The organism is Microbacterium sp. Leaf179, assembly GCF_001423785.1.
Taxonomy (GTDB): domain Bacteria; phylum Actinomycetota; class Actinomycetes; order Actinomycetales; family Microbacteriaceae; genus Microbacterium.
Genome location: NZ_LMPH01000004.1, coordinates 24,729 through 48,852, shown reverse-complemented (window position 1 = coordinate 48,852; position 24,124 = coordinate 24,729). Strand labels below are relative to the sequence as shown.

The window sequence follows — 24,124 nt, the reverse complement described above, 5'->3', positions numbered from 1 at the left end:
CCGCGCGCGCAGCGCCGGCCGTCAGGCCAGCGTGATCAGGTCCGCGTAGTCGCGACCCCAGATGTCCTCGACGCCGTCGGGCAGGATCAGCACGCGCTCGGGGTTCAGCGCCTCGACGGCCCCCTCGTCGTGCGAGACGAGCACGACGGCACCCTCGTAGTGCGAGAGCGCCCCGAGAATTTCTTCGCGCGAGGCCGGGTCGAGGTTGTTCGTGGGCTCGTCGAGCAGCAGCATGTTCGCCGACGACACCACGAGGGTCGCGAGAGACAGACGGGTCTTCTCGCCGCCCGAGAGCACCCCGGCGGGCTTCAGCACGTCGTCGCCGACGAACAGGAACGAACCCAGCACCTTGCGGGCCTCGGTGGCGGTGATGTGCGGCGCCGACGACATCATGTTCTCGAGCACCGAACGATTCACGTCGAGGTTCTCGTGCTCCTGGGCGTAGTAGCCGACCTTCAGGCCGTGCCCGGGCTCGAGCTGACCGGTGTCGGGCTGGTCGACGCCGGCGAGGATACGCAGCAGCGTCGTCTTCCCCGCACCGTTCAAGCCCAGGATCACCACGCGGGAGCCGCGGTCGATCGCGAGGTCGACGTCGGTGAAGATCTCGAGCGAGCCGTACGACTTCGACAGTCCGGATGCCATGAGCGGGGTCTTTCCGCAGGGCGCGGGCTTGGGGAAGCGGAGCTTCGCCACGCGCTCTTCGGCGCGCACCTCGTCGAGTCCCGACAGCATCTTCTCGGCGCGGGCGACCATCTGGTGCGCGGCCGCGGCCTTCGAGGCCTTCGCGCCGAAGCGCGCCGCCTGCAGCTGCAGGGCAGTGGCCTTCTTCTCGACGTTGACGCGCTCCTTCTTGCGGCGCTCCTCGTCGGCCACCCGCTGGCGCAGGTAGTTCTTCCAGTTCATGTTGTAGACGTCGATGACCTGACGGTTCGCGTCGAGGTAGAACACGCGGTTCACCGTCTCGCCGACGAGCTCCACGTCGTGCGAGATCACGATGAGCCCGCCCTTGTACCCCTTGAGGAACTCGCGCAGCCACACGACGCTGTCGGCGTCGAGGTGGTTGGTGGGCTCGTCGAGGATCATCGTCTGGGCGTCCGAGAACAGGATGCGCGCGAGCTCGATGCGGCGACGCTGTCCTCCCGAGAGGGTCTTCAGCGGCTGCTCGAGGATGCGGTCGGGAAGCGAGAGGTTGTGGGCGATGGATGCCGCCTCGGCTTCGGCCGCGTACCCGCCCTGCGCCTCGAACTGCTCGGTGAGGGTGCCGTACTTCTTCATGGCCTTCGCGGCCACGGCGGGGTCGTCGTCGCCCATCGCCATCGAGGCCTCGTGCATGCCGAGCGCCAGTGAGCCGAGGCCGCGGGCGTCGAGGATGCGCGTGCGGGCCAGCATCTCGGGGTCGCCCGAGCGGGGGTCCTGCGGCAGGTAGCCCAGTTCGCCCACGCGGTCGACGCCGCCGTTCGCGGGGAGCAGGTCGCCCGCGAGCACCTTGGTCAGGGTCGTCTTCCCCGCGCCGTTGCGCCCGACGAGGCCGATCTTGTCGCCGTCGGAGACGCGGAACGCCACGTCGGACATGAGCACGCGGGCACCCACGCGGATCTCGAGGTCGTGCACGGCGAGCACAGCGAACGTCCGTTCTTCGGGGTTGGGGGTGGGTGGCCCAGAAGGCCAGCCACCCAGTATACGGCGGCTTCCTGCACGCATTCCGACAGCGTCCCGACAGCCCCGTCCCGGCGGTCGTGGACGCGCACCCGATCCGCGCGCGGGGTGGTCGCCGTCGATACCTCGGTGTCGAGACGATCGGCGCGGGAGCGGGCCCACGGGTTTGCGTTCTCACCCGATCGAGGACATAAGCTAAGCCTGTCCTTACTTAGATCACAGGAGGCTCTCTGTGTCCCGATTCCGCGCCCTGGCTGCTCTCGCCGCCGGTTCCGCCCTCGTTCTCGCCGGCTGCGCCGGGTCGCCCGCAACGTCGGAAGGCGGGGCGGCGCAGGAGTCCGACAGCGTGTTCCCCGTCACGGTCGACAGCGCCCTCGGCCAGGCCGTGATCGAGAAGAAGCCCGAGCGCGTGGCCACCGTCGCGTGGTCGAACCAGGAGGTCCCCCTCGCCCTCGGCATCGTGCCCGTGGGCATGGCCAAGGCCACCTGGGGCGACGATGACGGCGACGGCATCCTCCCCTGGGTCGAAGACAAGCTGACCGAGCTGGGTGGTGAGACCCCCGTGCTCTTCGACGAGACCGACGGCATCGACTTCGAGGCCGTGGCCGACACGCAGCCCGACGTGATCCTCGCCGCGTACTCCGGCCTGACGCAGGAGGACTACGACACCCTGTCGAAGATCGCCCCCGTCATCGCCTACCCCGACGCCGCCTGGGGAACCACGCTCGACCAGATGATCCAGCTCAACTCGAAGGCCCTCGGGCTCGAGAGCGAGGGCGACGCCCTCATCGACCAGATCAAGACCGAGTCGCAGGAGGCGTTCGACGCCCATCCCGCCCTCGCCGACGTCGCGCCGTTGTTCGCGTTCACCGACCCGACCAACATGAGCAAGATCACCTACTACACCTCGCACGACCCGCGCGCGGGCTACCTGCACCAGCTCGGCATGCCCGTGCCCGCACAGGTGAGCAAGACCTCGGCTGAGATCGACGCGTTCTACAGCGAGATCAGCGCCGAAGAGGCCGATACGTTCAGCGACGTGGGCCTGTGGATCACCTACGGCAACACCGACGGCTCGACCGTCGCGCAGCTGCAGGCCGACCCGCTGCTGTCGAAGATCCCCGCCATCGCCGCCGGCCACATCGCGGTCCTCGAAGACGGCACGCCCCTCGCGGCCTCGGCGAACCCCTCGCCGCTGTCGATCAGCTGGGGCTTCAGCCGGTACCTCGACCTGCTCACCGCCGCCGTCGGCTGATCCCCACCCCGCACACCGGACCGCGCCCATCGTGACCTCCCGCTCCACCGTCGTCGACGTGCTCCCGGATGCCGCTTCCCTGCGGCGCCCGGCGAGCCGACGGCTCCTCTGGCTGCTGGTGCTCACGGTGGGCGTGGTCGTGGTGTCGGTGGCATCCGTCGCCTTCGGCACGCGCGACGTGTCGATCACCGAGATCGTCTCGGCCTTCACCGGCGGGACCGGGGTCGGCGAAGCCGCGGTGACGACGCGCATCCCGCGCACCGTCCTGGGCCTGCTCGTCGGCGCGGCCCTGGCCATGGCCGGTCTCACGATGCAGGCCGTGACCCGCAACCCGCTCGCCGACCCCGGCATCCTCGGTGTGTCCGCCGGAGCCTCGCTCGCGGTCGTCACCGGCATCGCCTTCTTCGGCCTGTCGAGCTCGTTCGGCTACCTGGGTTTCGCGATCGTGGGCTCGGCGGTCGCCGCGGTGTTCGTCTACACCGTGGGCTCGCTCGGACGCGGAGGCGCGACCCCGCTCAAGCTCGCCCTCGCGGGAGCGGCGACCACGGCCGCGTTCGGATCGCTCTCGAGTGCGATCCTGCTCCCCCGGGTGGATCTGCTCGAGACGTTCAGGTTCTGGCAGATCGGCGGTATCGGCGGCGCCACGTGGGACCGCGTGCAGGTCGTGATCCCCGTGCTGGCCGCCGGCGCGCTCGTCTGCGTCCTGTGCTCGCGCGGTATGAACTCCCTCGCGCTCGGCGACGACGTCGCGACGGGCCTCGGCGAGCACGTCGGGCGCACCCGCCTGGTCGCCTCGGCCGGCGCCGTCGTGCTCGTGGGGGCGGCGACCGCTGTCGCCGGCCCGATCGCCTTCGTGGGCCTGGTCGTGCCGCACGTCTGCCGACTGCTGATCGGCACCGACCATCGCTGGCTCGTCCCCTTCTCGGCCCTGGGCGGGGCGGTGCTGCTCGTCGGCGCCGACGTCATCGGGCGCCTCGTCGCTCGTCCGACCGAGATCGAGGTCGGCATCCTCACCGCCCTCATCGGAGCGCCGTTCTTCATCTGGATCGTGCGTCGGCAGAAAGTACGCGAGCTGTGAGCGCCCCCGACACCCGCGACCGCCGGACCACCGCGCGTACCCCCCTCACGCCCCGGATCGCCACGCCCGCCGCCGCCACGTCCGGAGCCGCCGCCCCCGACGTCGCCGCCCTCGTGCGCGGCCGGCGCAGCCGCGCCCGTCGACGCACCACGGTCACCGGCATCCTGGTCGCCGCCGTGGTCGCCGCCTTCGTCATCATCCTGATGGTGGGCAACACCTTCTACACGCCCGACCAGGTCGTGCGGGTGCTCCTCGGGCAGACCGTGCCCGGCGCCTCCTTCACCATCGGCGAGCTGCGCCTCCCCCGCGCGAGCCTCGGTCTTCTCGCGGGCCTCGCCTTCGGCATGGCGGGCGTGACGTTCCAGACCATGCTGCGAAACCCCCTGGCCTCCCCCGACATCATCGGCATCTCGTCGGGCGCGAGCGCCTTCGCCGTCGTCGCCATCGTCGGCTTCTCGTTGTCGGATGCCGCGGTCTCGGCCTTCGCGCTCGTCGGCGCCCTGGGCACCGCGGGAGCGATCTACCTGCTCTCGCGACGGGGAGCCTTCACGGGCACCCGGCTCGTGCTCATCGGGATCGGCGTCGCCGCGATGCTCGACAGCGTCACGACCTGGATGCTCACCCGCGCCGCCAACTGGGACCTGCAGACCGCCATGCAGTGGCTGACCGGCAGCCTGAACAACGCCTCGTGGGGGCGCCTGCTCCCCCTGGCGATCGCCGTCGTCGTCATCGTGCCGCTCATGGCCGCGAACACCCGCGGTCTCGCCGTGCTGCGCCTCGGCGACGACTCCGCGGCGGGGCTGGGCGTACGCGTCGAACGCACGCGTCTGCTGCTCATCGTCGGCGCCGTCGTGCTGCTGGCCGTCGCCACCGCCGCGAGCGGTCCCATCGCCTTCGTGGCCTTCATGGCCGGCCCCATCGCCGCGCGACTCATCGGCCCGGGCGGTTCGCTGCTGCTGCCCGCGGGACTCGTCGGGGCCCTGCTCGTGATGGTCTCCGACCTGGTCGGCCAGTTCGCCTTCGACAACCGCTACCCCGTCGGCGTCATCACCGGCGTGCTCGGTGCCCCCTACCTCATCTACCTGCTCATCAGAACGAACCGTTCCGGAGGCTCGCTGTGATCGCGACCCGAAGCACCATCCCGCCGATCCCCGTCGACCGGGGAGGCCTCTCGTGACTGCTCACCGCACGCTCTCGGCCGAGAAGCTCACCCTCTCGTACGGCGACCGCACGATCATCGACGAGCTCGACCTCGAACTCCCCGCCGGGCGGATCACCGCCATCGTCGGTGCGAACGGGTGCGGCAAGTCCACGCTGCTGCGCGCCCTCGCGCGCCTGCTGCCCCCCAAGACGGGGCGCGTCGTCCTCGATGGGAAGGCGCTGCACGAGCGCCCCTCCAAAGAGATCGCCCGCATCCTGGGTCTGCTTCCCCAGAGCCCGATCGCCCCCGAGGGCATCGCCGTCGCCGACCTCGTCGGCCGGGGGCGCCACCCCCACCAGCGCGCTCTGGCGCGGTGGAGCGCGCGCGACTACGAGGTCGTCGCCGAGGCTCTCGCGGCCACCGGCATCAGCGACCTGGCCGACCGCTCCATCGACGAGTTGTCGGGCGGCCAGCGCCAGCGGGTGTGGATCGCCATGGCTCTGGCGCAAGAGACCGACATCCTGCTCCTCGACGAGCCGACGACCTTCCTCGACGTGGCCCACCAGGTCGAGGTGCTCGACCTGCTGACCGACCTGAACCGCGACCGCGGCACCACCACCGTGATGGTGCTGCACGACATGAACATGGCCGCGCGCTACGCCGACCACCTGGTGGCCCTGCGCGACGGCCGCATCGTCGCCGCCGGAGACCCGAGCGCGGTCATGACCTCCGAGCTCATCGCCGACGTCTTCGGCCTCGATGCCCTCGTCGTCCCCGACCCCGTCTCGGGCACGCCCCTCGTCCTCCCCCGCGGTCGCCACCACGTGAGCGCCCGCGTTCCCGCCCCCGACGCCTCGCCGGAGACCCTCGATGCCCTCCACTCCTGACACCGCGCGGTTCTTCCGCGTCCGCGTCGCCCGCATCACCGACCTCACCCCCAGCTTCCGCCGGTTCACCTTCACCGGCGACGACCTGCACGAGTACGGCGACCCCGGCTTCGACCAGCGCATCAAGGTGGTCTTCCCCACCGACGACCTGGGACTGGATGCCATGCCCACGGGCGCGGACTGGTGGACCGACTGGCGCGCCCTGCCCGACGAGCGCCGCCTGCCCTTCCGCACCTACACGACGCGGGCGGTGCGACGCGGCGACCGTGAGGTCGACATCGACATGGTCGCGCACGAGGTGCTCGGACCGGCGTCGGCGTGGATCGAGAACGCGCGCCCCGGCGACGAGGTGCTCATCTTCGCCCCCACCATCGCCCTCACCGACGTGAGCTTCGGCGTCGACTTCGTTCCGCCCGCGCAGACCGGGGAGTACCTGCTCGCCGGCGACGAGACCGCAGCCCCCGCCATCGCCGTCATCCTCGAGCAGCTGCCCCCGGATGCCACCGGCACGGTCGTGCTCGAAGTGCCCACGCCCGAGGACTGCGCGTATCTCCCGCAGCATCCGGGCTTCTCGTTCCGGATCGCTGCCCGCGCGGGCGGCGACCGCCACGCGCACCTGGTCACGGCGACGCGCGACGCGGCCTTCGCCCTCACCCCCGAGGGCCACGGCGACGAGGTCGAGGAGATCGACATCGACGAGGGCATGCTCTGGGAGGTTCCCCGCACGGCCAAGGGCGGGGCGGCGCTGAAGAAGGCCCCGCTGTACGCCTGGCTCGCGGGTGAGGCATCGGCGATCAAGGCGTTGCGCCGCCACCTCGTCACCGAGCGCGGCGTCGACCGCCGCGCCGTGGCGTTCATGGGCTACTGGCGCACGGGTCGCGCCGAGTACTGACGCGACGACCCGCCCCCGTCGGGCGCGGAGTACCGACGCGACGACCCGCCCACGTCGCGCATGGAGTACCGATGCACGCGCGTCAGGCGTGACGGCCCACCCGCGTCAGGCGCGGAGTAACGACGCGACGCCCCACCCGCGTCAGGCGCGGCGAGCCAGCGCGCCGATGCGTTCGATCGCCTCGCGCAAGACCTCGGGCGCGCACCCGACGTTGATGCGCACGTGCCCCACGCCCTGCTCTCCGAAGAGCGGGCCGTGGTGCAGGGCCACCCCCGCTTCGCGGCGGAGGTACGGTGCCGGGTTGTCGCCCCAGCCGTAGGCCGAGACGTCGACCCACGCCAGGAAGCCGGCCTCGGGCGGCCGGTACCGCGCGAGCGGCAGGTGCTCGGCCAACAGGTCGGCGAGCAGGTGCCGGTTCTCGTCGAGGGCGGCCAGCAACCCCTCGAGCCACTCGTCGCTCTCGGCCGAGAACGCCGCCCGGTTGGCGATGACCCCGAACAATCCGGCGCGCCACTCGACCTCCCAGGGCAGCCCGCGCACCACCTCAGCGGTCGACTCGTCGCCGGTCACGATGACCGCGCACTTCAGACCCGCGAGGTTGTAGGTCTTGCTCGCGCTCGTGACGGTGTAGCCGACGAGGGCGGCCTCGGGGCCGGCATCCAAGAAGGGGGTGAAGGTCGTCGGAGCGTGCGTCAACGGGGCGTGGATCTCATCGCTCACCACGGTGGCGCCGTACCGGTGCACGAGGCGCGCGAGCGCCGCGAGCGACGCACGGGTGTGCACGGTGCCGGTGGGATTGTGCGGGTTGCACAGCAGCACCGAGCGGGCGCCGGCGGCGAGGGCGCGCTCGATGCCGTCGAGATCGAGCGACCACCGCTCGCCGTCGTCGACGAGGGGCACGCGCTCGACGACCGTACCGGCCTCTTCGACGGTGTCGTAGAAGGGCGGGTACACCGGCGGCGTGACGATCACACGGTCGCCCGGCCGGGTGACCGCGCGCAGCACCTCGACCACGCCCATCATCACGTCACCCGTCCACCGGATGCGCGCCGGATCGGGTCGCCACCCCCACTGCCGCTCGGCGTACGCGGCGAAGTCGACGTCGATGCCCGGACGCGGCGGGGTGTAGCCGGTGTCGCCGATCTCGACCGCGCGGGTGAGCGCCGCGGTGATCGCGGGGGCGAGGGCGAAGTCGGTCTCGGCGACGAACATGGGGATGACGTCGTCGCCGTACGAGCGCCACTTGGTACTGCTGCGCTGACGGAGGAGCTCGAGCGGCAGGGCCTTCAAGGGGGGAACGCTCATCCCGAAAGCCTAACGAGCACGCTCGCGCCACGCGGGGGTCGGCGTCAGACGGCGACACACGAAACGCCCACCCCGCCGGAGCGGAGCGGGCGTTTCGTCGAGCATTCTCAGATCGCGAAGCCGAGGGCGCGCATCATGTCGCGGCCGTCGTCGGTGATCCGCTCGGGACCCCACGGCGGCATCCACACCCAGTTGATGCGGAAACGGTCCACGACGTTGTCGAGCGACTGCGCCGTCTGTTCTTCGAGCACGTCGGTCAGCGGGCAGCCGGCCGACGTCAGGGTCATGTGGATGACGAGCGCGTCGTTCTCGTCGTCCCACGCGAGGTCGTAGATGAGTCCCAGGTCGACGACGTTGATCCCCAGTTCGGGGTCCATGACGTCTTTCAAGGCCTCGGTGACCTCGTCGTACTTCTCGGGAGCGAGCGTTGCGGTCATGTAACGATCCTACGCGTCGATCGGCGTACCGGCCTCGAGGAAACGGTCGTAACCCTCTTCCTCGAGACGGTCGGCGAGTTCGGATCCACCCTCTTCGACGATGCGGCCCTGAACGACCACGTGCACGAAATCGGGACGGATATAGCGCAGGATGCGCGTGTAGTGCGTGATGAGCAGCACGCCGAGACCGGTCTGCTCCTTGGCGCGGTTCACGCCCTCGGAGACGATCTTCAGCGCGTCGACGTCGAGGCCGGAGTCGGTCTCGTCGAGCACGGCGATCTTCGGCTTGAGGAGCTCGAGCTGCAGGATCTCGTGGCGCTTCTTCTCGCCGCCCGAGAATCCCTCGTTGACGTTGCGCGAGGCGAACTTGGGGTCCATGCGCAGGTTGCCCATGGCCTGCTTGACGTCCTTGGTCCACGTGCGGATCGCCGGCGCCTCGCCGTCGATGGCCGTCTTGGCCGTGCGCAGGAAGTTGGTGACCGTGACGCCGGGGATCTCGACCGGGTACTGCATGGCGAGGAAGAGGCCGGCACGCGCGCGCTCGTCGACGGTCATCGCGAGCACGTCTTCGCCGTCGAGCGTGATGGAGCCGCTCGTCACCGTGTACTTGGGGTGACCGGCGATCGTGTACGCCAGGGTCGACTTGCCGGAGCCGTTGGGCCCCATAATGGCGTGGGTCTCACCGGTGCGCATGGTCAGCGTCACGCCGTTGAGGATGGGGGTCGTACCGTTCTCCGTCTCGACCGTCACGTGGAGGTCGCGGATCTCGAGGACAGACATGGGGTTCCTTACGTAAGTCTCGGGTCGTGGGCGCGGCTCAGGCCGTCGCCTTGGTGACGGACGTGTCGATGAGCACGTCGTCTCCGTCGATCACGACCTCGTACACGGGGACCGGCTCGAAGGCCGGCAGGTTGAGGGGGCGGCCGGTGCGCAGCGAGAACGCCGAGCCGTGGGCCCAGCATTCGAGGGTCTCGCCCTCGACGAAGCCGTCCGACAGCGAGATGTCGCCGTGCGTGCAGACGTCGCCGATCGCGTGCACTTCTCCGTTGCCGTCGAGCACGACGGCGATCGCGACGCCGTCGAGCTCGACGCGGTGCGCCTCGTCTTGCGTCAGGTCGCTGAGGGCGCAGGCGCGCGCGGCGCTCACGCCGCGGCTCCGTCGGCCAATTCGCGCTCGATGGCCGCGGTGAGCTCGGTCTCGAGCTCCGGGATGCCGATGCGCTGCACGATCTCGCTCAGGAACCCGAGCACCACCAGACGGCGGGCTTCGTACTCGTCGATGCCGCGCGCCTGCAGGTAGAACAGCTGCTCGTCGTCGAAACGACCGGTCGCGCTCGCGTGGCCGGCGCCCTGGATGTCACCGGTCTCGATCTCGAGGTTCGGGATCGAGTCGGCGCGCGCGCCGTCGGTGAGCACGAGGTTGCGGTTGGCCTCGTACGAGTCGGTGCCCGTGGCATCCGGTCCGATGAGCACGTCGCCGATCCAGACGCTCCGAGCGCCCTGGCCCTGGAGGGCTCCCTTGTAGAGCACGTCGCCGACGGTGTGCGGGCCCTTGTGGTGCAGGTACACCTGCGACTCGAGGTGCTGGCCGGCGTCCGAGAAGGACAGGCCGTACATGCGCCCCTCGGCGCCGGCGCCCGAGAGCTCCAGCGACGGGTTCACGCGCACGACGCCGCCGCCGAAGCTGACGACGATGTGCGTGAACTTCGCGTCGCGGTCGACGCGCGCCTGGTGCGCCGAGGAGTGGATCGCGTCGTCGTCCCAGTTCTGCACCGACACGACCGTGAGGTCGGCGCCGTCGCGCACGATGATCTCGACGTTCTGCGTGTGCTGGGCGGTGCCCTCGTGGCGCAGCACGACGGTGCCGCGCGAGTGCGGCTGCGCCTCGATGACCACGTGGGCGTGCGCGAGGCCGCCCGTGCCGGTCAGGCGGACGACGACCGGCTCGGTCAGCTCGACATCGGCGGGGATGCGCAGCAGCGGTGCCTCGGCCTCCTGCGACCAGGCGATGGCGCTGGGCAGGTCTTCGGGGCGGAAGTGCTCGCCGCGGGGCGCGTCACCGTGACCGAGACGCAGCTGCTCGAGCTCGGCCGGGGCGTGCACCTCGACCTGCATGACGCCCGTGGGACCGGCCTGGTCGACGAACAGCGGCGCGAGCCGGTCGATCGGGCTGAGCTTCCAGTTCACCTCGCGGCCTGTCGGCGTGCCGAAGTCGGCCGGATCGAACGAGGTCGCCCGCTCCGAGCGCGTCTGCACCGGAACGATGGATGCCACGAGGGCGGCCGGGTCGATGTGACCCGCCGCGGAATCCGCGGGGGTCGTGGTCGCTGTGGTCACTGAGCTGATACTCCGTTCGGCGCGAGAGGGGAGAACACGGGAGGCGCGGATGTCGCCGAAGAGATCATCCGACGCTGCCCTCCATGCCCATCTCGATGAGCTTGTTGAGTTCGAGGGCGTACTCCATGGGGAGTTCGCGCGCGATGGGCTCGATGAACCCGCGCACGATCATGGCCATGGCCTCGTCTTCGGGCATGCCGCGCGACTGCAGGTAGAAGAGCTGCTCTTCGCTGACCTTCGAGACGGTCGCCTCGTGTCCGAGCTGCACGTCGTCGACGCGGATATCGATCGCGGGGTACGTGTCGCTGCGCGAGATGGTGTCCACCAGCAGCGCGTCGCAGCGCACGGTGTTCGCGGAGTGGTGCGCGTTGGCATCCACGCGCACTTCGCCGCGGTAGCCCGCGCGACCGCCGCCGCGCGCGATGGACTTCGACACGATCGACGACTGCGTGTAGGGCGCCATGTGCACCATCTTGGCGCCGGCGTCCTGGTGCTGTCCGGGACCGGCGAAGGCGACCGACAGGGTCTCGCCCTTGGCGTGCTCGCCCATGAGGTAGATGGAGGGGTACTTCATCGTCACCTTAGAGCCGATGTTGCCGTCGACCCATTCCATGGTCGCGCCCTCGTGGGCCACGGCCCGCTTGGTGACCAGGTTGTACACGTTGTTCGACCAGTTCTGGATCGTCGTGTAGCGAACGCGGGCGTTCTTCTTCACGATGATCTCGACGACGGCCGAGTGCAGCGAGTCGCTCTTGTAGATCGGCGCCGTGCAGCCTTCGATGTAGTGCACGTAGCTGTCTTCGTCGGCGATGATCAGGGTCCGCTCGAACTGGCCCATGTTCTCGGTGTTGATGCGGAAGTACGCCTGCAGCGGGATCTCCACGTGCACGCCCTTCGGCACGTATACGAACGATCCGCCCGACCACACGGCGGTGTTGAGCGCGGCGAACTTGTTGTCACCGGCGGGGATGACGGTGCCGAAGTACTCCTCGAAGAACTCGGGGTGCTCGCGCAGCGCCGTGTCGGTATCCATGAAGATGACGCCCTGCTGCTCCAGGTCCTCGCGGATCTGGTGGTAGACGACCTCGGACTCGTACTGCGCGGCGACGCCGGCGACCAGGCGCTGACGCTCAGCCTCGGGGATTCCGAGCTTCTCGTACGTGTTGCGGATCTCTTCCGGAAGGTCTTCCCAGGTCTGCGCCTGCTTCTCGGTGGAGCGCACGAAGTACTTGATGTTGTCGAAGTCGATGTCCGACAGGTCGGCACCCCACGTGGGCATGGGCTTGCGACCGAAGAGCTGGTAGCCCTTGAGGCGCGTCTTCAGCATCCACTCGGGCTCGGACTTCAGAGCGGAGATCCCGCGCACGACGTCCTCGTTGATGCCGCGCTGCGCGAGCGCACCGGCGGCGTCGGTGTCGTGCCAGCCGAACTCGTATTGCCCCAGGCTTTCGAGCTCGGGTCGGTCGATGAGTACATCGGACATGGTGATCACTCTCCTTCTCGGGCCTCAACGGTGTCATCCGCCCCGGCATTCCGGACTCCGGTCGAAGTCCCAGGAATGTCGCTGGTGGGCCCGTTCGAAGGCGCTGGCTGCGCGCCTAGACTGTCTCCGGTGCGGATCGCGTGAGCGCTGCACCCGGACCCTTTGATTCTACAGGCAACACCCGCTCCCGGCACGGCAGGTCCGCTGTTCCCGCAGCCCGAGCGGACCGATGCCAGGAAGCCAGCGCATGTCCCCCGCCTCGACCACGCCCCCCTCGTCCCGCGCCGCCACGATCCCCGGTCGCTTCCTCGCGTGGCTTCCCACCGACGTCGATCGGCGCGTGCGCGTCTTCGCCTGGCTGTCGTTCCTCGCCGAGGTGCTCATCATCGGCACGGGCGGTGCCGTGCGCCTGACAGGCTCGGGCCTCGGATGCCCCACCTGGCCGCGCTGCACCGCCGACTCGATCGTGAACACGCCCGAGATGGGCATCCACGGCATCATCGAGTTCGGCAACCGCACGCTGACGGGGCTCGTCGGCATCCTGGCGATCGTGGTCGTCGTGCTGGTCTGGCGCCTGCGTCGCGAGCGTCGCGCCCTCTTCGTCCTGTCGCTCATCGTGCTCGGCGGCGTCGTCGCTCAGGCGCTCGTCGGCGGCGTGACCGTGCTGACCGGCTTGAACCCCTTCATCGTCGGATTCCACTACGTCGCCTCGGTGTCGTTGGTGGCGGTGTGCGCCGCCTTCCTGGTGCTGATGAACGCACCCGCCGGCCCGCGTACGCTCGCGGTTCCCCAGTGGTTCGCCGGTCTCGTGCACACGACGACCGCCGTCCTCGCCCTCACGATCGTGTTCGGCGTGCTCACCACCGGAGCGGGGCCGCACTCGGGCGATGCGGCCTCGGTGCGCAACGGCTTCGACGCCCAGGTGCTCGAACACGTGCACGCGTGGCCGGGCTACGCGCTGTTCTTCCTCACGCTCATCGTCGTGGTGCTCGCGTGGCGCCTGCGCCTGGGCGTTCGACGCTGGGCGACGGCGCTGCTCGCGGTCGAGCTCGTGCAGATCGCGGTGGGCCTGTACCAGGCCCGCAACGGCCTGCCCGAGATCGCGGTCGGCACGCACATGGTGCTCGCCGCCCTCGCCGCGGCCACCATGACGGTGGTCGTGCTGCGCCTCAAGGAGCCCGCGGTCACCGAACGCCCCGCGCCCCCGCGCCAGACGGCGGCCGCACGCGGCTGAGGCCGGAAGAATCGCTTCGGGGCGGCACTTCTCGCGCGTTTCCGCGGGGAGGCCACCATCGTCCGCGCGGTCGCCCCGGCAGCCCGCGGCCCTTATACCCTCATAGGCGATTCATCGGCGTCCCCTAGCCGACACCCCGACCCGTGCGACACTGTGGGACTTCCGGTGCCCTGAGAGGCCCGGATCCCCTCCCGGTGCCCCGGTACCGGAAACAGCCGTCGTGCATCCCCGGAGCACGGTACGACAAGGAGTTCATCTCATGCAGACCCGTCCCCGCCTGGTGACCAGCATCCCGTTCTGGGTGCTCGTGGTCGCGTCGCTCGCCGCAGTGATCGGCGGACTCGTCCTCGTCTTCCGTCAGGTCGACGAGATCCAAGCCCTCGTCAACGACCCCAACGCCACGGTCGTGACCGTCTACGTCGCACAGGCGTGGGTTTCGGTGGGCGCCGCCGTCCTCGCCGCCGGTGCCATCGGCATCGCTTCCGCCCTGGCCGTGGCCGCCGTGGTGACCACGCGTGCCCGCGCCGACGTCGCGATCGAGACCATCGACTGGACGAGCGACGACGAGACCTCGGCCGAGCCGCACGTGTCGTCGATTCCGTCGTACACCGCCCCCGCCGCGACCGCGGCGCCCCTGGCGGTCGAAGACGCCGACGTCGAGACGTCGTCGAACACCCCCGCTCCGCCGGCCGCCGCCGCCGCCGCGCAGCAGGACGCGAACGACGATCCCAGCCGTCGCTGACACCGCGATACGAGGCGCCCGCCCCGATCCCCGGGGCGGGCGCTTTTTCGTGTGTGCCCTCGTCGCCCGGACCGGATGCCGTGACGACGAGCGTCTCGTTCGCCGATGCGCTCGCGCGCACCCCCGCCGCCCGGCCACCGCCTGCACGGAGGTGGCAGCCCGTCCGCGGCGCCCGGCTCGCGGCATCCGCACCCCGCCCAGGCCCGCTCCGCGCTCTCGATGTTGCGGAGTCCGCGCCCCCGACGCCGGACGCGGTCGGCCGACGATCCCGACCCGCTCCCCCACGAGAAAGCGCCCACCCCCTCACGTCGGGGTGGGCGCTTTCGCGGCGTGCGGGGCCGCCGTCAGAACGGCAGCAGCGGGTCGACGGCGATCGCGACGAAGAGCAGCGTCAAGTACGTGATCGACGCGTGGAACACGCGCATCGGCCGCGGCTCACCACCGCGCACGGCACGCGCGTAGAGACGGTGCGACTCGTAGATGAACCACCCGCCGAACACCAGCGCCGACACGGAGTACACCAGGCCCATGGATGCCACGGGGATGAGCAGCAGCGAGCAGGCCACCGTGGCCCACGCGTACAGGATGACCTGCAGGCCGACCTGCGATCCACTGCGGGTCGCGCCGAGCATGGGCACGTCGACCTCGTCGTACTGGTCCGCGTACTTCATCGACAGCGGCCAGTAGTGCGGCGGCGTCCACAGGAAGACGAGCACGAACAGGATGACCGGCGCCCACGACAGCGATCCGGTGACCGCCGACCAGCCGATGAGCACGGGGAAGCAGCCGGCGATGCCGCCCCACACGATGTTCTGCTCGGTGCGGCGCTTGAGGATCATCGTGTAGATCACGACGTAGAAGAAGATGGCCGCGGCCGACAGCCCCGCCGCGAGCGGGTTGGTGAAGACCCACAGCCACACGGTCGAGACCACCGCGAGCGACCAGGCGAACACCAGGGCACCGCGCGGAGAGACCTCGCCGGTGACGAGGGGGCGCTTCTCGGTGCGCTGCATGTGCGCGTCGATGTCGCGGTCGAGGTACATGTTGAACGCCGCCGCCGAGCCCGCGCTCAGCGAGCCGCCGATGACGGTCGCGAACACCAGCCCCAGGTGGGGCAGACCGTTCTGCGCCAGGATCATGACCGGCACGGTCGTCACCAGCAGCAGCTCGAGGACGCGCGGCTTCGTGAGGGCGATGTACGCCCGAAGGGTGCGTCCGACGGAGCGGCGATCGGTCGTCGCAGTGACGTGCGACGTCGTCGAGATGTCCATCGTCCCCCGGGGTAGCGCGTATAGAACCTCCACGATTCTATGCCATGTCCACCACACGACCGGCCGCCTGTCGACCCCCGTCACGAGAGGCAACGGTGCCGGTCGTTCTCGCTATGCTGGCGAAGAACGCGCGCCCCGCGCCGACACCCCACCCCACTCCCACTCCTACGGTGGTGAGTGCGGCGTCGGAAGTGAAACCGGGCGCTCAGTATCGAGAAAGGCGACCCTGTTGTCGGACTTCGAATGGGATGACATCGATCGGCGCGCGGTGGACACCGCCCGCATCCTCGCGGCGGATGCCGTCGAGAAGGTGGGCAACGGCCACCCCGGAACCGCGATGTCGCTCGCACCCGCCGCGTACCTGCTCTACCAGCGCGTCATGCGCCACGACCCCGCCGACACCCATTGGCCGGGCCGCGACCGCTTCATCCTGTCGGTCGGTCACTCCTCGCTCACGCAGTACGTGCAGCTCTACCTCGGTGGCTTCGGTCTCGAGAAGAAGGACCTCGAGGCGCTGCGCACCTGGGGTTCGCTGACCCCCGGTCACCCCGAGTACGGCCACACCGACGGCGTCGAGATCACGACCGGCCCTCTCGGCCAGGGCCTGGCCTCCTCCGTCGGCTTCGCCTACGCCGCCCGCTACGAGCGCGGCCTGTTCGACCCCGAGTCGCCCGCCGGCGAGAGCCCGTTCGACCACTTCGTGTACGTGATCGCCGGTGACGGCGACCTGCAAGAGGGAGTGACCAGCGAGGCGTCGTCGCTCGCCGGCCACCAGGAGCTCGGCAACCTCATCGCGATCTACGACTCCAACCAGATCTCGATCGAAGACGACACCAACGTCGCCTTCACCGAAGACGTCCAGAAGCGTTACGAGTCGTACGGCTGGCACGTCCAGACGGTCGACTGGAAGAAGACCGGTCAGTACGTCGAAGACGTCGCCGAGCTGCACGCCGCGATCGAGGCCGCCCAGGGCGAGACGAGCAAGCCTTCGCTCATCGTGCTCAAGACGATCATCGGCTGGCCTTCGCCCGGCAAGCAGAACTCCGGCAAGATCCACGGTTCGGCCCTCGGCGCCGACGAACTGAAGGCCACGAAAGAGGTCCTCGGCTTCGACCCCGAGCAGCACTTCGCCGTCGCCGACGACGTGCTCGAGCACACCCGCGCGCTCGTCGAGCGCGGCGAGGCCGAGAAGGCCGCCTGGCAGCAGAAGTTCGACGAGTGGGCCGCGGCTCACCCCGAGCGCAAGCAGCTCTGGGACCGTCTGCAGGCGCGCGAGCTCCCCGCCGACATCGCCGACGCGCTCCCGGCCTTCGAAGCCGGCAAGGACGTGTCGACCCGTGCCGCCTCCGGCACCGTCATCAACGCCCTCGCCGCCGAGCTCCCCGAGCTCTGGGGCGGTTCGGCCGACCTCGCCGAATCGAACCTCACCACGATCAAGGACGCCAAGTCCTTCATCCCGTCGGAGTGGTCGACCCACGAGTGGTCGGGCGACCCCTACGGCCGCGTGCTGCACTTCGGCATCCGCGAGCACGCCATGGGTGCGATCCTCAACGGCATCGTGCTGCACGGGCCCACGCGCCCCTTCGGCGGCACGTTCCTGATCTTCAGCGACTACATGCGCCCCCCGGTGCGCTTGGCCGCGCTGATGAACATCCCGACCATCTTCGTCTGGACGCACGACTCCGTCGCGCTCGGCGAGGACGGCCCGACGCACCAGCCGATCGAGCAGATCGCGACGCTCCGCGCCATCCCGAACTTCGCCCTCGTGCGTCCCGCGGATGCCAACGAGACGAGCGTCGTGTGGCTCGAGATGCTGCGCCGCACGGCCGGACCCGCCGGTATCGCCCTGACCCGCCAGAACATCCCCGTGTTCGCCCGCGGCGAGGGTGCGGCATCCGGTGACGAGTTCGCCTCGGCCGCCGGTGCCGTCAAGGGCGCGTACGTGCTGGCCGAGGCCGCGAACGGCGAGCCCGACGTCATCCTCATCGCGACGGGCTCCGAGGTGCAGCTCGCCGTCGAGGCGCGCGAGACGCTGGCCGCCGAGGGCGTCCACGCCCGCGTCGTGTCGGCTCCCTCGCTGGAGTGGTTCGCCGAGCAGGACGAGGCGTACCGCGAGTCGGTGCTGCCCGCCTCGGTGAAGGCGCGCGTCTCGGTCGAGGCCGGATCCGCCCTCAGCTGGCAGGGCATCGTCGGCGACGCCGGCCGCTCGGTCGCGATCGACCACTTCGGTGCGTCGGCCGACTACAAGACCCTGTTCCAGAAGTTCGGCATCACGGCTGAGGCCGTCGTCGAGGCCGCACGCGAGTCGCTCGCTGCGGCGAAGAAGTAATCGAGGAGATAACGACCATGAGCACTCCCACTGAGAACCTCTCGGCCGCCGGCGTCAGCATCTGGCTCGACGACCTCTCGCGCCAGCGCATCCAGTCCGGCAACCTCGCCGAGCTCATCGAGCAGCGCAACGTCGTCGGCGTCACCACCAACCCGACGATCTTCGCCGGCGCCCTGTCCAAGGGCGAGGCCTACGAGGGCCAGGTGAAGGAGCTCGCCGCGGCCGACGCCAGCGTCGACGAGGCGATCTTCTCGATCACCACCGACGACGTGCGCGACGCGTGCGACATCTTCCTCCCCGTCTTCGACGCCACCAACGGCGTCGACGGCCGCGTGTCGATCGAGGTCTCGCCCGATCTGGCGCATGACACCGAGGGCACGATCGCCCAGGCGAAGGACCTCTCGGCCCGCGTGGACCGCAAGAACGTCCTCATCAAGATCCCCGCGACCAAGGCCGGCCTCCCGGCCATCACCGAGGTCATCGGCGCGGGCATCTCGGTCAACGTCACGCTGATCTTCAGCCTCGAGCGTTACGCCGAGGTCATCGACGCGTACCTCGCTGGTGTCGAGAAGGCGCGGGCCGCCGGTCACGACATCGCGAACCTGCAGTCCGTGGCCTCGTTCTTCGTGTCGCGCGTCGACACCGAGATCGACAAGCGTCTGGCCGCGATCGGCACCGACGAGGCCGCAGCCCTCAAGGGCAAGGCCGGCATCGCCAACGCCCGCCTGGCCTACGAGCTCTTCGAGCGGAAGTTCGGCGAGGACCGCGCGAAGAAGCTGCTCGAGGCCGGCGCCACGGTGCAGCGTCCGCTGTGGGCGTCGACCGGCGTCAAGGACCCCGCCCTGCCCGACACGCTCTACGTCACCGAGCTCGTCGCCCCCGGCACCGTCAACACGATGCCCGAGAAGACGCTCGAGGCGACCTTCGACCACGGCGTCATCACCGGCGACACCGTGACCGGCGGCTACGCCGAGGCGCACGACGTCTTCGACCGCCTCGCCGCGGCCGGCGTCGACGTCACCGACGCGACGCAGACGCTCGAGGACGAGGGTGTCGAGAAGTTCATCGCCTCGTGGCACGAGCTGCAGGACACGGTCAAGACCGCTCTCGACGCCGGAAGCGCCCAGGCCGCCCAGTGAGCTTCGCGGTCAAGGTCACGGGCCACGTCAAGTCGGTCGTCGACGCGGAGCTGCCGGGCCTGACCGGTTCACTCATCGCGTCGGGGATCACCGCGGGCGACGCCAGCCTCTGGGGCGCCGCCGCGGAAGACGAGGCGTCACATCGCCTCGGGTGGGTGCGAGCGGTCTCCGTCTCGCGCCCGCTCGTGGCCGAGGTCACCGCCCTGCGCGACGAACTCGTCGCGCAGGGCGTGACCCGCGTCGTGCTCGCGGGCATGGGCGGATCCTCGCTCGCCCCCGAGGTCATCGCGCAGTCGGCCGGCGTTCCGCTGGTCATCCTCGATTCGACCTCGCCCGGACAGGTGCTCGCCGCCATCGACGGCGACGCCGAGTCCGGTGGTCTCGCCCAGACGGTGCTCGTCGTCTCGAGCAAGTCCGGCTCCACCATCGAGACCGACTCGGCCAAGCGCGCGTTCGAAGCCGCTTTCCGCGATCTGGGCATCGACCCCGCCGGACGCATCGTCGTCGTCACCGACCCGGGCTCCCCGCTCGAGGAATCGGCCCGCGCCGACGGCTACCGCGTCTTCATGGCCGACCCCACCGTCGGCGGCCGGTACTCCGCGCTCACCGCCTTCGGCCTCGTGCCCGCGGGACTGGCCGGCGTCGACATCGGCGACCTCCTCGACGAGGCGGATGCCACCCTGCTCGAGGTCGCGATCGACTCGCCCGACAACCCCGCCCTCGTGCTCGCCGCGGCGATCGCCGGAGGCGGCGTCGCGCGGCGCGACAAGCTCGGGCTCGTCACCGACGGCAGCCACCTCATCGGCCTGCCCGACTGGATCGAGCAGCTCGTCGCCGAGTCGACCGGCAAGCAGGGAACCGGCATCCTGCCCGTGGTGCTGCTGCCCGTCTCGCCCGAGCTCGACGCGAAGCCCGCCGACCTCCAGGTCGTGCGCTTCGTCGACGACGCCCACGCCTTCCACCTCTTCGAGCGGCACACCGGCGAGGTGCTCGTCAGCGGCTCGCTCGGGGCGCAGTTCGTCGTGTGGGAGTACGCCACCGCGATCGCCGGCCGCATGATCGGCATCGACCCCTTCGACCAGCCCGACGTCGAGTCGGCGAAGGTCGCCACCCGCGGCCTGCTCGACGCCCGCCCCGAACCGACCGCGCCGGCCTTCGTCGTCGACGGCGTCGAGGTGCGCGTCTCCGACCCGGCCCTGGCCTCCAGCGGCACGGTCGCCGGCGTGCTGGCGGCGCTGTGGCAGACGGTTCCCGCCGACGGCTACGTCAGCATCCAGGCGTACGTGAACCGTCTCGACCTGTCGCAGCTGGCCGGGCTCCGCGAGCTCGTCGCGGCCGACTCCGGTCGCCCCACGACGTTCGGCTGGGGTCCGCGTTTCCTGCACTCGACCGGTCAGTACCACAAGGGCGGACCCGCCAACGGCGTCTTCCTGCAGATCCTCGAACGCACCGACCTCGATCTCGAGATCCCCGGTCGGCCGTTCACCTTCGGACAACTCATCCAGGCACAGGCCGCGGGAGACGCGAGCGTGTTGGCGGAGGGCCACGGCCGTCCCGTCGTCACGCTGACGCTGACCGACCCGCAGGTCGAGGTGCTCTCACTCTTCGAGGCGGCACAATAAGCATGGTCGTAGAGATCACACCGGGTCACAACCCCCTCCGGGACCCCGAGGACCGCCGACTGAGCCGGATCGCGGGGCCCAGCGCCCTCGTCATCTTCGGCGTCACCGGCGACCTCTCGCGCAAGAAGCTCATGCCCGCGGTCTACGACCTGGCGAACCGGGGGCTGCTGCCCCCCGGCTTCGCGCTGGTCGGCTTCGCGCGACGCGACTGGGAAGACCAGGACTTCGCCGAGGTCGTCTACGAGTCCGTCAAGAAGTACGCGCGCACCGAGTTCCGCGAAGAGACGTGGAAGGAACTGCTCGAGGGCATCCGTTTCGTCCAGGGCGAGTTCGACGACCCCGAGGCGTTCCAGCGGCTGAAGAGCACGGTCGACAAGCTCGACACCGAGCGCGGCACCATGGGCAACCACGCGTACTACCTGTCGATCCCGCCCAAGGCGTTCCCCCTGGTGACGACGCAGCTCAAGGCGTCGGGACTCGTCGGAGAATCCGCCGACGACACCACCGGGTGGCGCCGCGTCGTCATCGAGAAGCCCTTCGGCCACGACCTCGCCTCGGCGCGAGAGCTGAACGAGGTCGTCGAGAGCGCTTTCCCCGCCGACTCGATCTTCCGCATCGACCATTACCTCGGCAAAGAGACGGTGCAGAACATCCTGGCGCTGCGCTTCGCCAACGAGCTGTACGAGCCCCTCTGGAACCGCAACTACGTCGACCACGTGCAGATCACGATGGCCGAGGACATCGGAGTGGGCGGCCGTGCCGGCTACTACGACGGGATCGGCGCCGCGCGCGACGTCATCCAGAACCACCTGTTGCAGCTGCTCGCGCTCACCGCGATGGAAGAACCCATCAGCTTCAACGCCTCCGATCTGCGCGCCGAGAAAGAGAAGGTCCTCGCGGCGGTGCACCTGCCCGAAAACCTCGCCGAGGCGACGGCCCGCGGCCAGTACGCCGGCGGATGGCAGGGCGGCGAGGAGGTCCTCGGCTTCCTCGAAGAAGACGGCATGGCCCCCGAGTCCGTCACCGAGACCTACGCGGCCATCAAGCTCGAGATCAACACCCGCCGCTGGTCGGGCGTGCCGTTCTACGTGCGCAGCGGAAAGCGGCTGGGCCGTCGCGTCACCGAGGTGGCCGTCGTGTTCAAGCGCGCCCCGCAGCAGCTCTTCTCGCGCAGCCAGACGCAGGAGCTCGGTCAGAACGCGCTGGTCATCCGCGTGCAGCCCGACGAGGGCGTCACGATCCGCTTCGGCTCCAAGGTCCCCGGCGACGGCACGCAGGTGCGTGACGTCACCATGGACTTCGGCTACGGCCACGCGTTCACCGAAGCCAGCCCCGAGGCGTACGAACGCCTCATCCTCGACGTGCTGCTCGGCGACCCGCCGCTGTTCCCGCGTCACGAAGAGGTGGAGCTCAGCTGGAAGATCCTCGACCCGATCGAGGAGTTCTGGGCCGCCCAGAGCGGTCCGCTCGAACAGTATTCGCCCGGGTCGTGGGGACCGGCATCCGCCGACGAACTGCTCGCCCGTGACGGCCGCACTTGGAGACGCCCGTGATCATCGATCTGCCCGACACCACCGTCAGCGCGATCTCGAAGAAGCTCGTCAGCGTGCGCGAAGAGGGCGGCGCCGTCGCCCTCGGCCGCGTGCTCACGCTCATCATCGTGACCCACCACGGGGCCGAAGAGAAGGTCATCGAGGCCGCCAACGACGCCTCCCGAGAGCACCCCATGCGGGTCATCGCCGTGCTGTTCGGCGATGAGGACGAAGAGCCGCGACTCGACGCCCAGATCCGCGTGGGCGGCGACGCCGGCGCGAGCGAGGTCGTCGTGCTGCGCGCGCACGGCGCCGCCGGCTCCAACGCCGAGAGCCTGGTCACAGGCCTGCTGCTGCCTGACGCCCCCGTCGTGGCCTGGTGGCCGGCCGAGGCGCCCGCCGACCCCGCGCACTCCCCCATCGGGCGCATCGCGCAGCGCCGCATCACCGACGCCTCGTCGCAGTCCGACCCCGCCGCGTGGGTGGCCCACCTCGGTGAGCACTACTCCCCCGGCGACACCGACTTCGCGTGGACGCGCGTCACCCGCTGGCGCGAGCAGCTCGCGGCCGTGCTCGACCAGCCGCCGTACGAGCCCGTCACCGCGATCGAGGTGCGCGGCGCCGCCGACTCCCCCTCCACGGCGCTGCTGGCAGCGTGGTTGGGCATGAAGCTCGACGCCCCCGTCGACTACGCGTACCTGCCCGCCGACGAATGGTCCAGCGGCATCAAATCGGTGCGGCTCACCCGCGCGAGCGGCGACACGCTGCTCGAGCGCCCCGAGGCGAGCGTCGCGGTGCTCACGCAGCCGGGTCAGCCGACCCACGACCTGGCCTTCCCCCGGCGCACGCTCCGCGAGTGCCTGGCCGAAGAGCTGCGCCGCCTCGACCCCGATGTGCTCTACGGCCGCGTCATCACCGAGGGCCAGGAGATGCTGCTGGCCGCGAGCGAACGGAACGCCTCATGACCGACACCGGAGCGACCAAGAACGTCATCATCAAGCACGACACCGACACGCTCGCCGAGTACGTCGCGACGCGCTTCATGAACCGCATCGTGAAGCGCGTGGCCGAAGGCAAGCGCATGCACATCTGCCTCACCGGCGGCACGATGGGCGGAGCGGTCCTGCGGACCGCGGCGCGCGACGAGCGTGCGGCGCGGGTCGACTGGTCGCTCGTGCACTTCTGGTTCGGCGACGAGCGGTTCGTCCCCCGTGATTCCGACGACCGCAACGAGAAGCAGGCGCGCGAGGCCTTCCTCGACCATCTCGACATCCCGGCCGAGAACATCCACACCGTCGCCTCGAGCGACGAGGGGCTCGATCTGGATGCCGCGGCGATCGCCTACGCCGACGAGCTCGCGCAGTTCGCGCCGTCGGACCGCAGCGAGACCGGGCCGTGGCCGTCGTTCGACATCTGCTTCCTGGGTGTCGGTCCCGATGCGCACATCGCCTCGCTCTTCCCCGATCGTCCCGAGATCTCGGTGACCGACCGCGCCACGGTTCCCGTGCGCGAATCACCGAAGCCGCCGAGTGATCGCGTCTCGCTGACGCGCCCGGTGATCAACTCGTCGAAGCGCGTCTGGATGGTGATCGCCGGCGCCGACAAGGCAGCCGCCCTCGGACTCGCCCTCGCGGGAGCCAGCTACCAGAGCGTGCCCGCCGCCGGGGCGAAGGGTCGTCGCCGCACCGCGTTCTTCGTCGACGAGGCGGCCGCAGATCAGGTGCCGCCGCAGCTCATCGAACGCGAGTACTGAGACACGCGGGAGACAGCGAAGAGGGTCGGAT

General features: G+C 70.1%; 21 protein-coding genes. 13 read left to right on the top strand and 8 right to left on the bottom strand.

Annotation, left to right across the window (positions count from 1 at the left end; all coding sequences use genetic code 11):
- Positions 1–21 precede the first annotated feature (21 nt).
- Entirely contained in the window at positions 22–1,620 is a 1,599-nt protein-coding gene (locus ASF96_RS13605; RefSeq protein ID WP_055837672.1) for an ABC-F family ATP-binding cassette domain-containing protein, read from the bottom strand.
- A gap of 268 nt (positions 1,621–1,888) precedes the next feature.
- On the opposite strand from ASF96_RS13605, the gene ASF96_RS13600 reads away from it, so the two are divergent.
- From ASF96_RS13600 to ASF96_RS13580, 5 genes are read left to right on the top strand one after another with little or no spacing between them, the layout of a single operon-like run.
- The gene (locus ASF96_RS13600) at positions 1,889–2,911 is read left to right on the top strand and encodes an iron-siderophore ABC transporter substrate-binding protein (RefSeq protein WP_055940090.1); all 1,023 of its coding nucleotides are present in this window, start codon (positions 1,889–1,891) and stop codon (positions 2,909–2,911) included.
- A gap of 31 nt (positions 2,912–2,942) precedes the next feature.
- Entirely contained in the window at positions 2,943–3,989 is a 1,047-nt protein-coding gene (locus tag ASF96_RS13595; RefSeq protein WP_235560613.1) for a FecCD family ABC transporter permease, read from the top strand.
- A 56-nt stretch (positions 3,990–4,045) separates the two neighbouring features.
- A complete protein-coding gene (locus ASF96_RS13590) occupies positions 4,046–5,110 on the top strand; it encodes a FecCD family ABC transporter permease (protein WP_055940403.1) in 1,065 nt (354 codons plus the stop codon).
- 52 nt (positions 5,111–5,162) lie between these two features.
- A complete protein-coding gene (locus tag ASF96_RS13585; protein ID WP_055940088.1) occupies positions 5,163–6,017 on the top strand; it encodes an ABC transporter ATP-binding protein in 855 nt (284 codons plus the stop codon).
- The gene (locus ASF96_RS13580) at positions 6,001–6,909 is read left to right on the top strand and encodes a siderophore-interacting protein (protein WP_055940086.1); all 909 of its coding nucleotides are present in this window, start codon (positions 6,001–6,003) and stop codon (positions 6,907–6,909) included. Before ASF96_RS13585 ends, ASF96_RS13580 begins: the two co-directional genes overlap by 17 nt.
- A gap of 141 nt (positions 6,910–7,050) precedes the next feature.
- On the opposite strand, the gene ASF96_RS13575 is transcribed toward ASF96_RS13580, so the two are convergent.
- The 6 genes from ASF96_RS13575 to sufB all read right to left on the bottom strand — a co-directional run bounded on the left by ASF96_RS13575 (position 7,051) and on the right by sufB (position 12,471).
- Positions 7,051–8,214, bottom strand: a complete 1,164-nt coding sequence (locus ASF96_RS13575; protein WP_055940084.1) for a MalY/PatB family protein — start codon at positions 8,212–8,214, stop codon at positions 7,051–7,053.
- Positions 8,215–8,321: 107 nt separating this feature from the next.
- Entirely contained in the window at positions 8,322–8,651 is a 330-nt protein-coding gene (locus tag ASF96_RS13570) for a metal-sulfur cluster assembly factor (RefSeq protein WP_055837689.1), read from the bottom strand.
- 9 nt (positions 8,652–8,660) lie between these two features.
- Entirely contained in the window at positions 8,661–9,431 is a 771-nt protein-coding gene (gene sufC / locus ASF96_RS13565; protein WP_055837692.1) for a Fe-S cluster assembly ATPase SufC, read from the bottom strand.
- A gap of 37 nt (positions 9,432–9,468) precedes the next feature.
- Positions 9,469–9,798 carry a non-heme iron oxygenase ferredoxin subunit gene (locus tag ASF96_RS13560; RefSeq protein WP_055837695.1) on the bottom strand — a complete coding sequence of 110 codons (330 nt, stop codon included), beginning with the start codon at positions 9,796–9,798 and terminating at the stop codon, positions 9,469–9,471.
- Positions 9,795–10,988 carry a Fe-S cluster assembly protein SufD gene (gene sufD / locus ASF96_RS13555; protein WP_055940083.1) on the bottom strand — a complete coding sequence of 398 codons (1,194 nt, stop codon included), beginning with the start codon at positions 10,986–10,988 and terminating at the stop codon, positions 9,795–9,797. Before sufD ends, ASF96_RS13560 begins: the two co-directional genes overlap by 4 nt.
- Before the next feature lie 64 nt (positions 10,989–11,052).
- Entirely contained in the window at positions 11,053–12,471 is a 1,419-nt protein-coding gene (gene sufB, locus ASF96_RS13550; RefSeq protein ID WP_055837990.1) for a Fe-S cluster assembly protein SufB, read from the bottom strand.
- 247 nt (positions 12,472–12,718) lie between these two features.
- Between sufB and ASF96_RS13545 the strand changes: the two genes are divergently transcribed.
- Both ASF96_RS13545 and ASF96_RS13540 read left to right on the top strand, forming a co-directional pair.
- Positions 12,719–13,705, top strand: coding sequence for a COX15/CtaA family protein (locus ASF96_RS13545; protein WP_055940081.1), 987 nt, complete (start codon positions 12,719–12,721; stop codon positions 13,703–13,705).
- Between the two features lie 259 nt (positions 13,706–13,964).
- Complete coding sequence (locus ASF96_RS13540; protein ID WP_055940080.1) at positions 13,965–14,447, top strand: hypothetical protein; 483 nt, start codon at positions 13,965–13,967, stop codon at positions 14,445–14,447.
- Between the two features lie 344 nt (positions 14,448–14,791).
- Here ASF96_RS13540 and ASF96_RS13535 read toward each other — a convergent pair whose 3' ends face one another.
- A complete protein-coding gene (locus tag ASF96_RS13535; protein ID WP_055837705.1) occupies positions 14,792–15,718 on the bottom strand; it encodes a heme o synthase in 927 nt (308 codons plus the stop codon).
- Positions 15,719–15,947: 229 nt separating this feature from the next.
- Here ASF96_RS13535 and tkt point away from each other — a divergent pair, with 229 nt between their 5' ends.
- From tkt to pgl, 6 genes are read left to right on the top strand one after another with little or no spacing between them, the layout of a single operon-like run.
- Positions 15,948–18,047 carry a transketolase gene (gene tkt / locus ASF96_RS13530; RefSeq protein ID WP_055940078.1) on the top strand — a complete coding sequence of 700 codons (2,100 nt, stop codon included), beginning with the start codon at positions 15,948–15,950 and terminating at the stop codon, positions 18,045–18,047.
- Positions 18,048–18,064: 17 nt separating this feature from the next.
- Positions 18,065–19,186, top strand: coding sequence for a transaldolase (gene tal / locus ASF96_RS13525; RefSeq protein ID WP_055940076.1), 1,122 nt, complete (start codon positions 18,065–18,067; stop codon positions 19,184–19,186).
- Positions 19,183–20,808 (top strand): glucose-6-phosphate isomerase, encoded by a 1,626-nt coding sequence (locus ASF96_RS13520; RefSeq protein WP_055940074.1) that lies wholly within the window; start codon positions 19,183–19,185, stop codon positions 20,806–20,808. The genes tal and ASF96_RS13520 overlap by 4 nt, the downstream gene beginning before the upstream one ends.
- A gap of 2 nt (positions 20,809–20,810) precedes the next feature.
- Positions 20,811–22,361 (top strand): glucose-6-phosphate dehydrogenase, encoded by a 1,551-nt coding sequence (zwf, locus tag ASF96_RS13515; protein ID WP_055837719.1) that lies wholly within the window; start codon positions 20,811–20,813, stop codon positions 22,359–22,361.
- Positions 22,358–23,305, top strand: a complete 948-nt coding sequence (locus ASF96_RS13510) for a glucose-6-phosphate dehydrogenase assembly protein OpcA (RefSeq protein WP_055837723.1) — start codon at positions 22,358–22,360, stop codon at positions 23,303–23,305. The genes zwf and ASF96_RS13510 overlap by 4 nt, the downstream gene beginning before the upstream one ends.
- Positions 23,302–24,093, top strand: a complete 792-nt coding sequence (pgl, locus tag ASF96_RS13505; RefSeq protein ID WP_055940072.1) for a 6-phosphogluconolactonase — start codon at positions 23,302–23,304, stop codon at positions 24,091–24,093. Before ASF96_RS13510 ends, pgl begins: the two co-directional genes overlap by 4 nt.
- Positions 24,094–24,124: the final 31 nt, after the last annotated feature.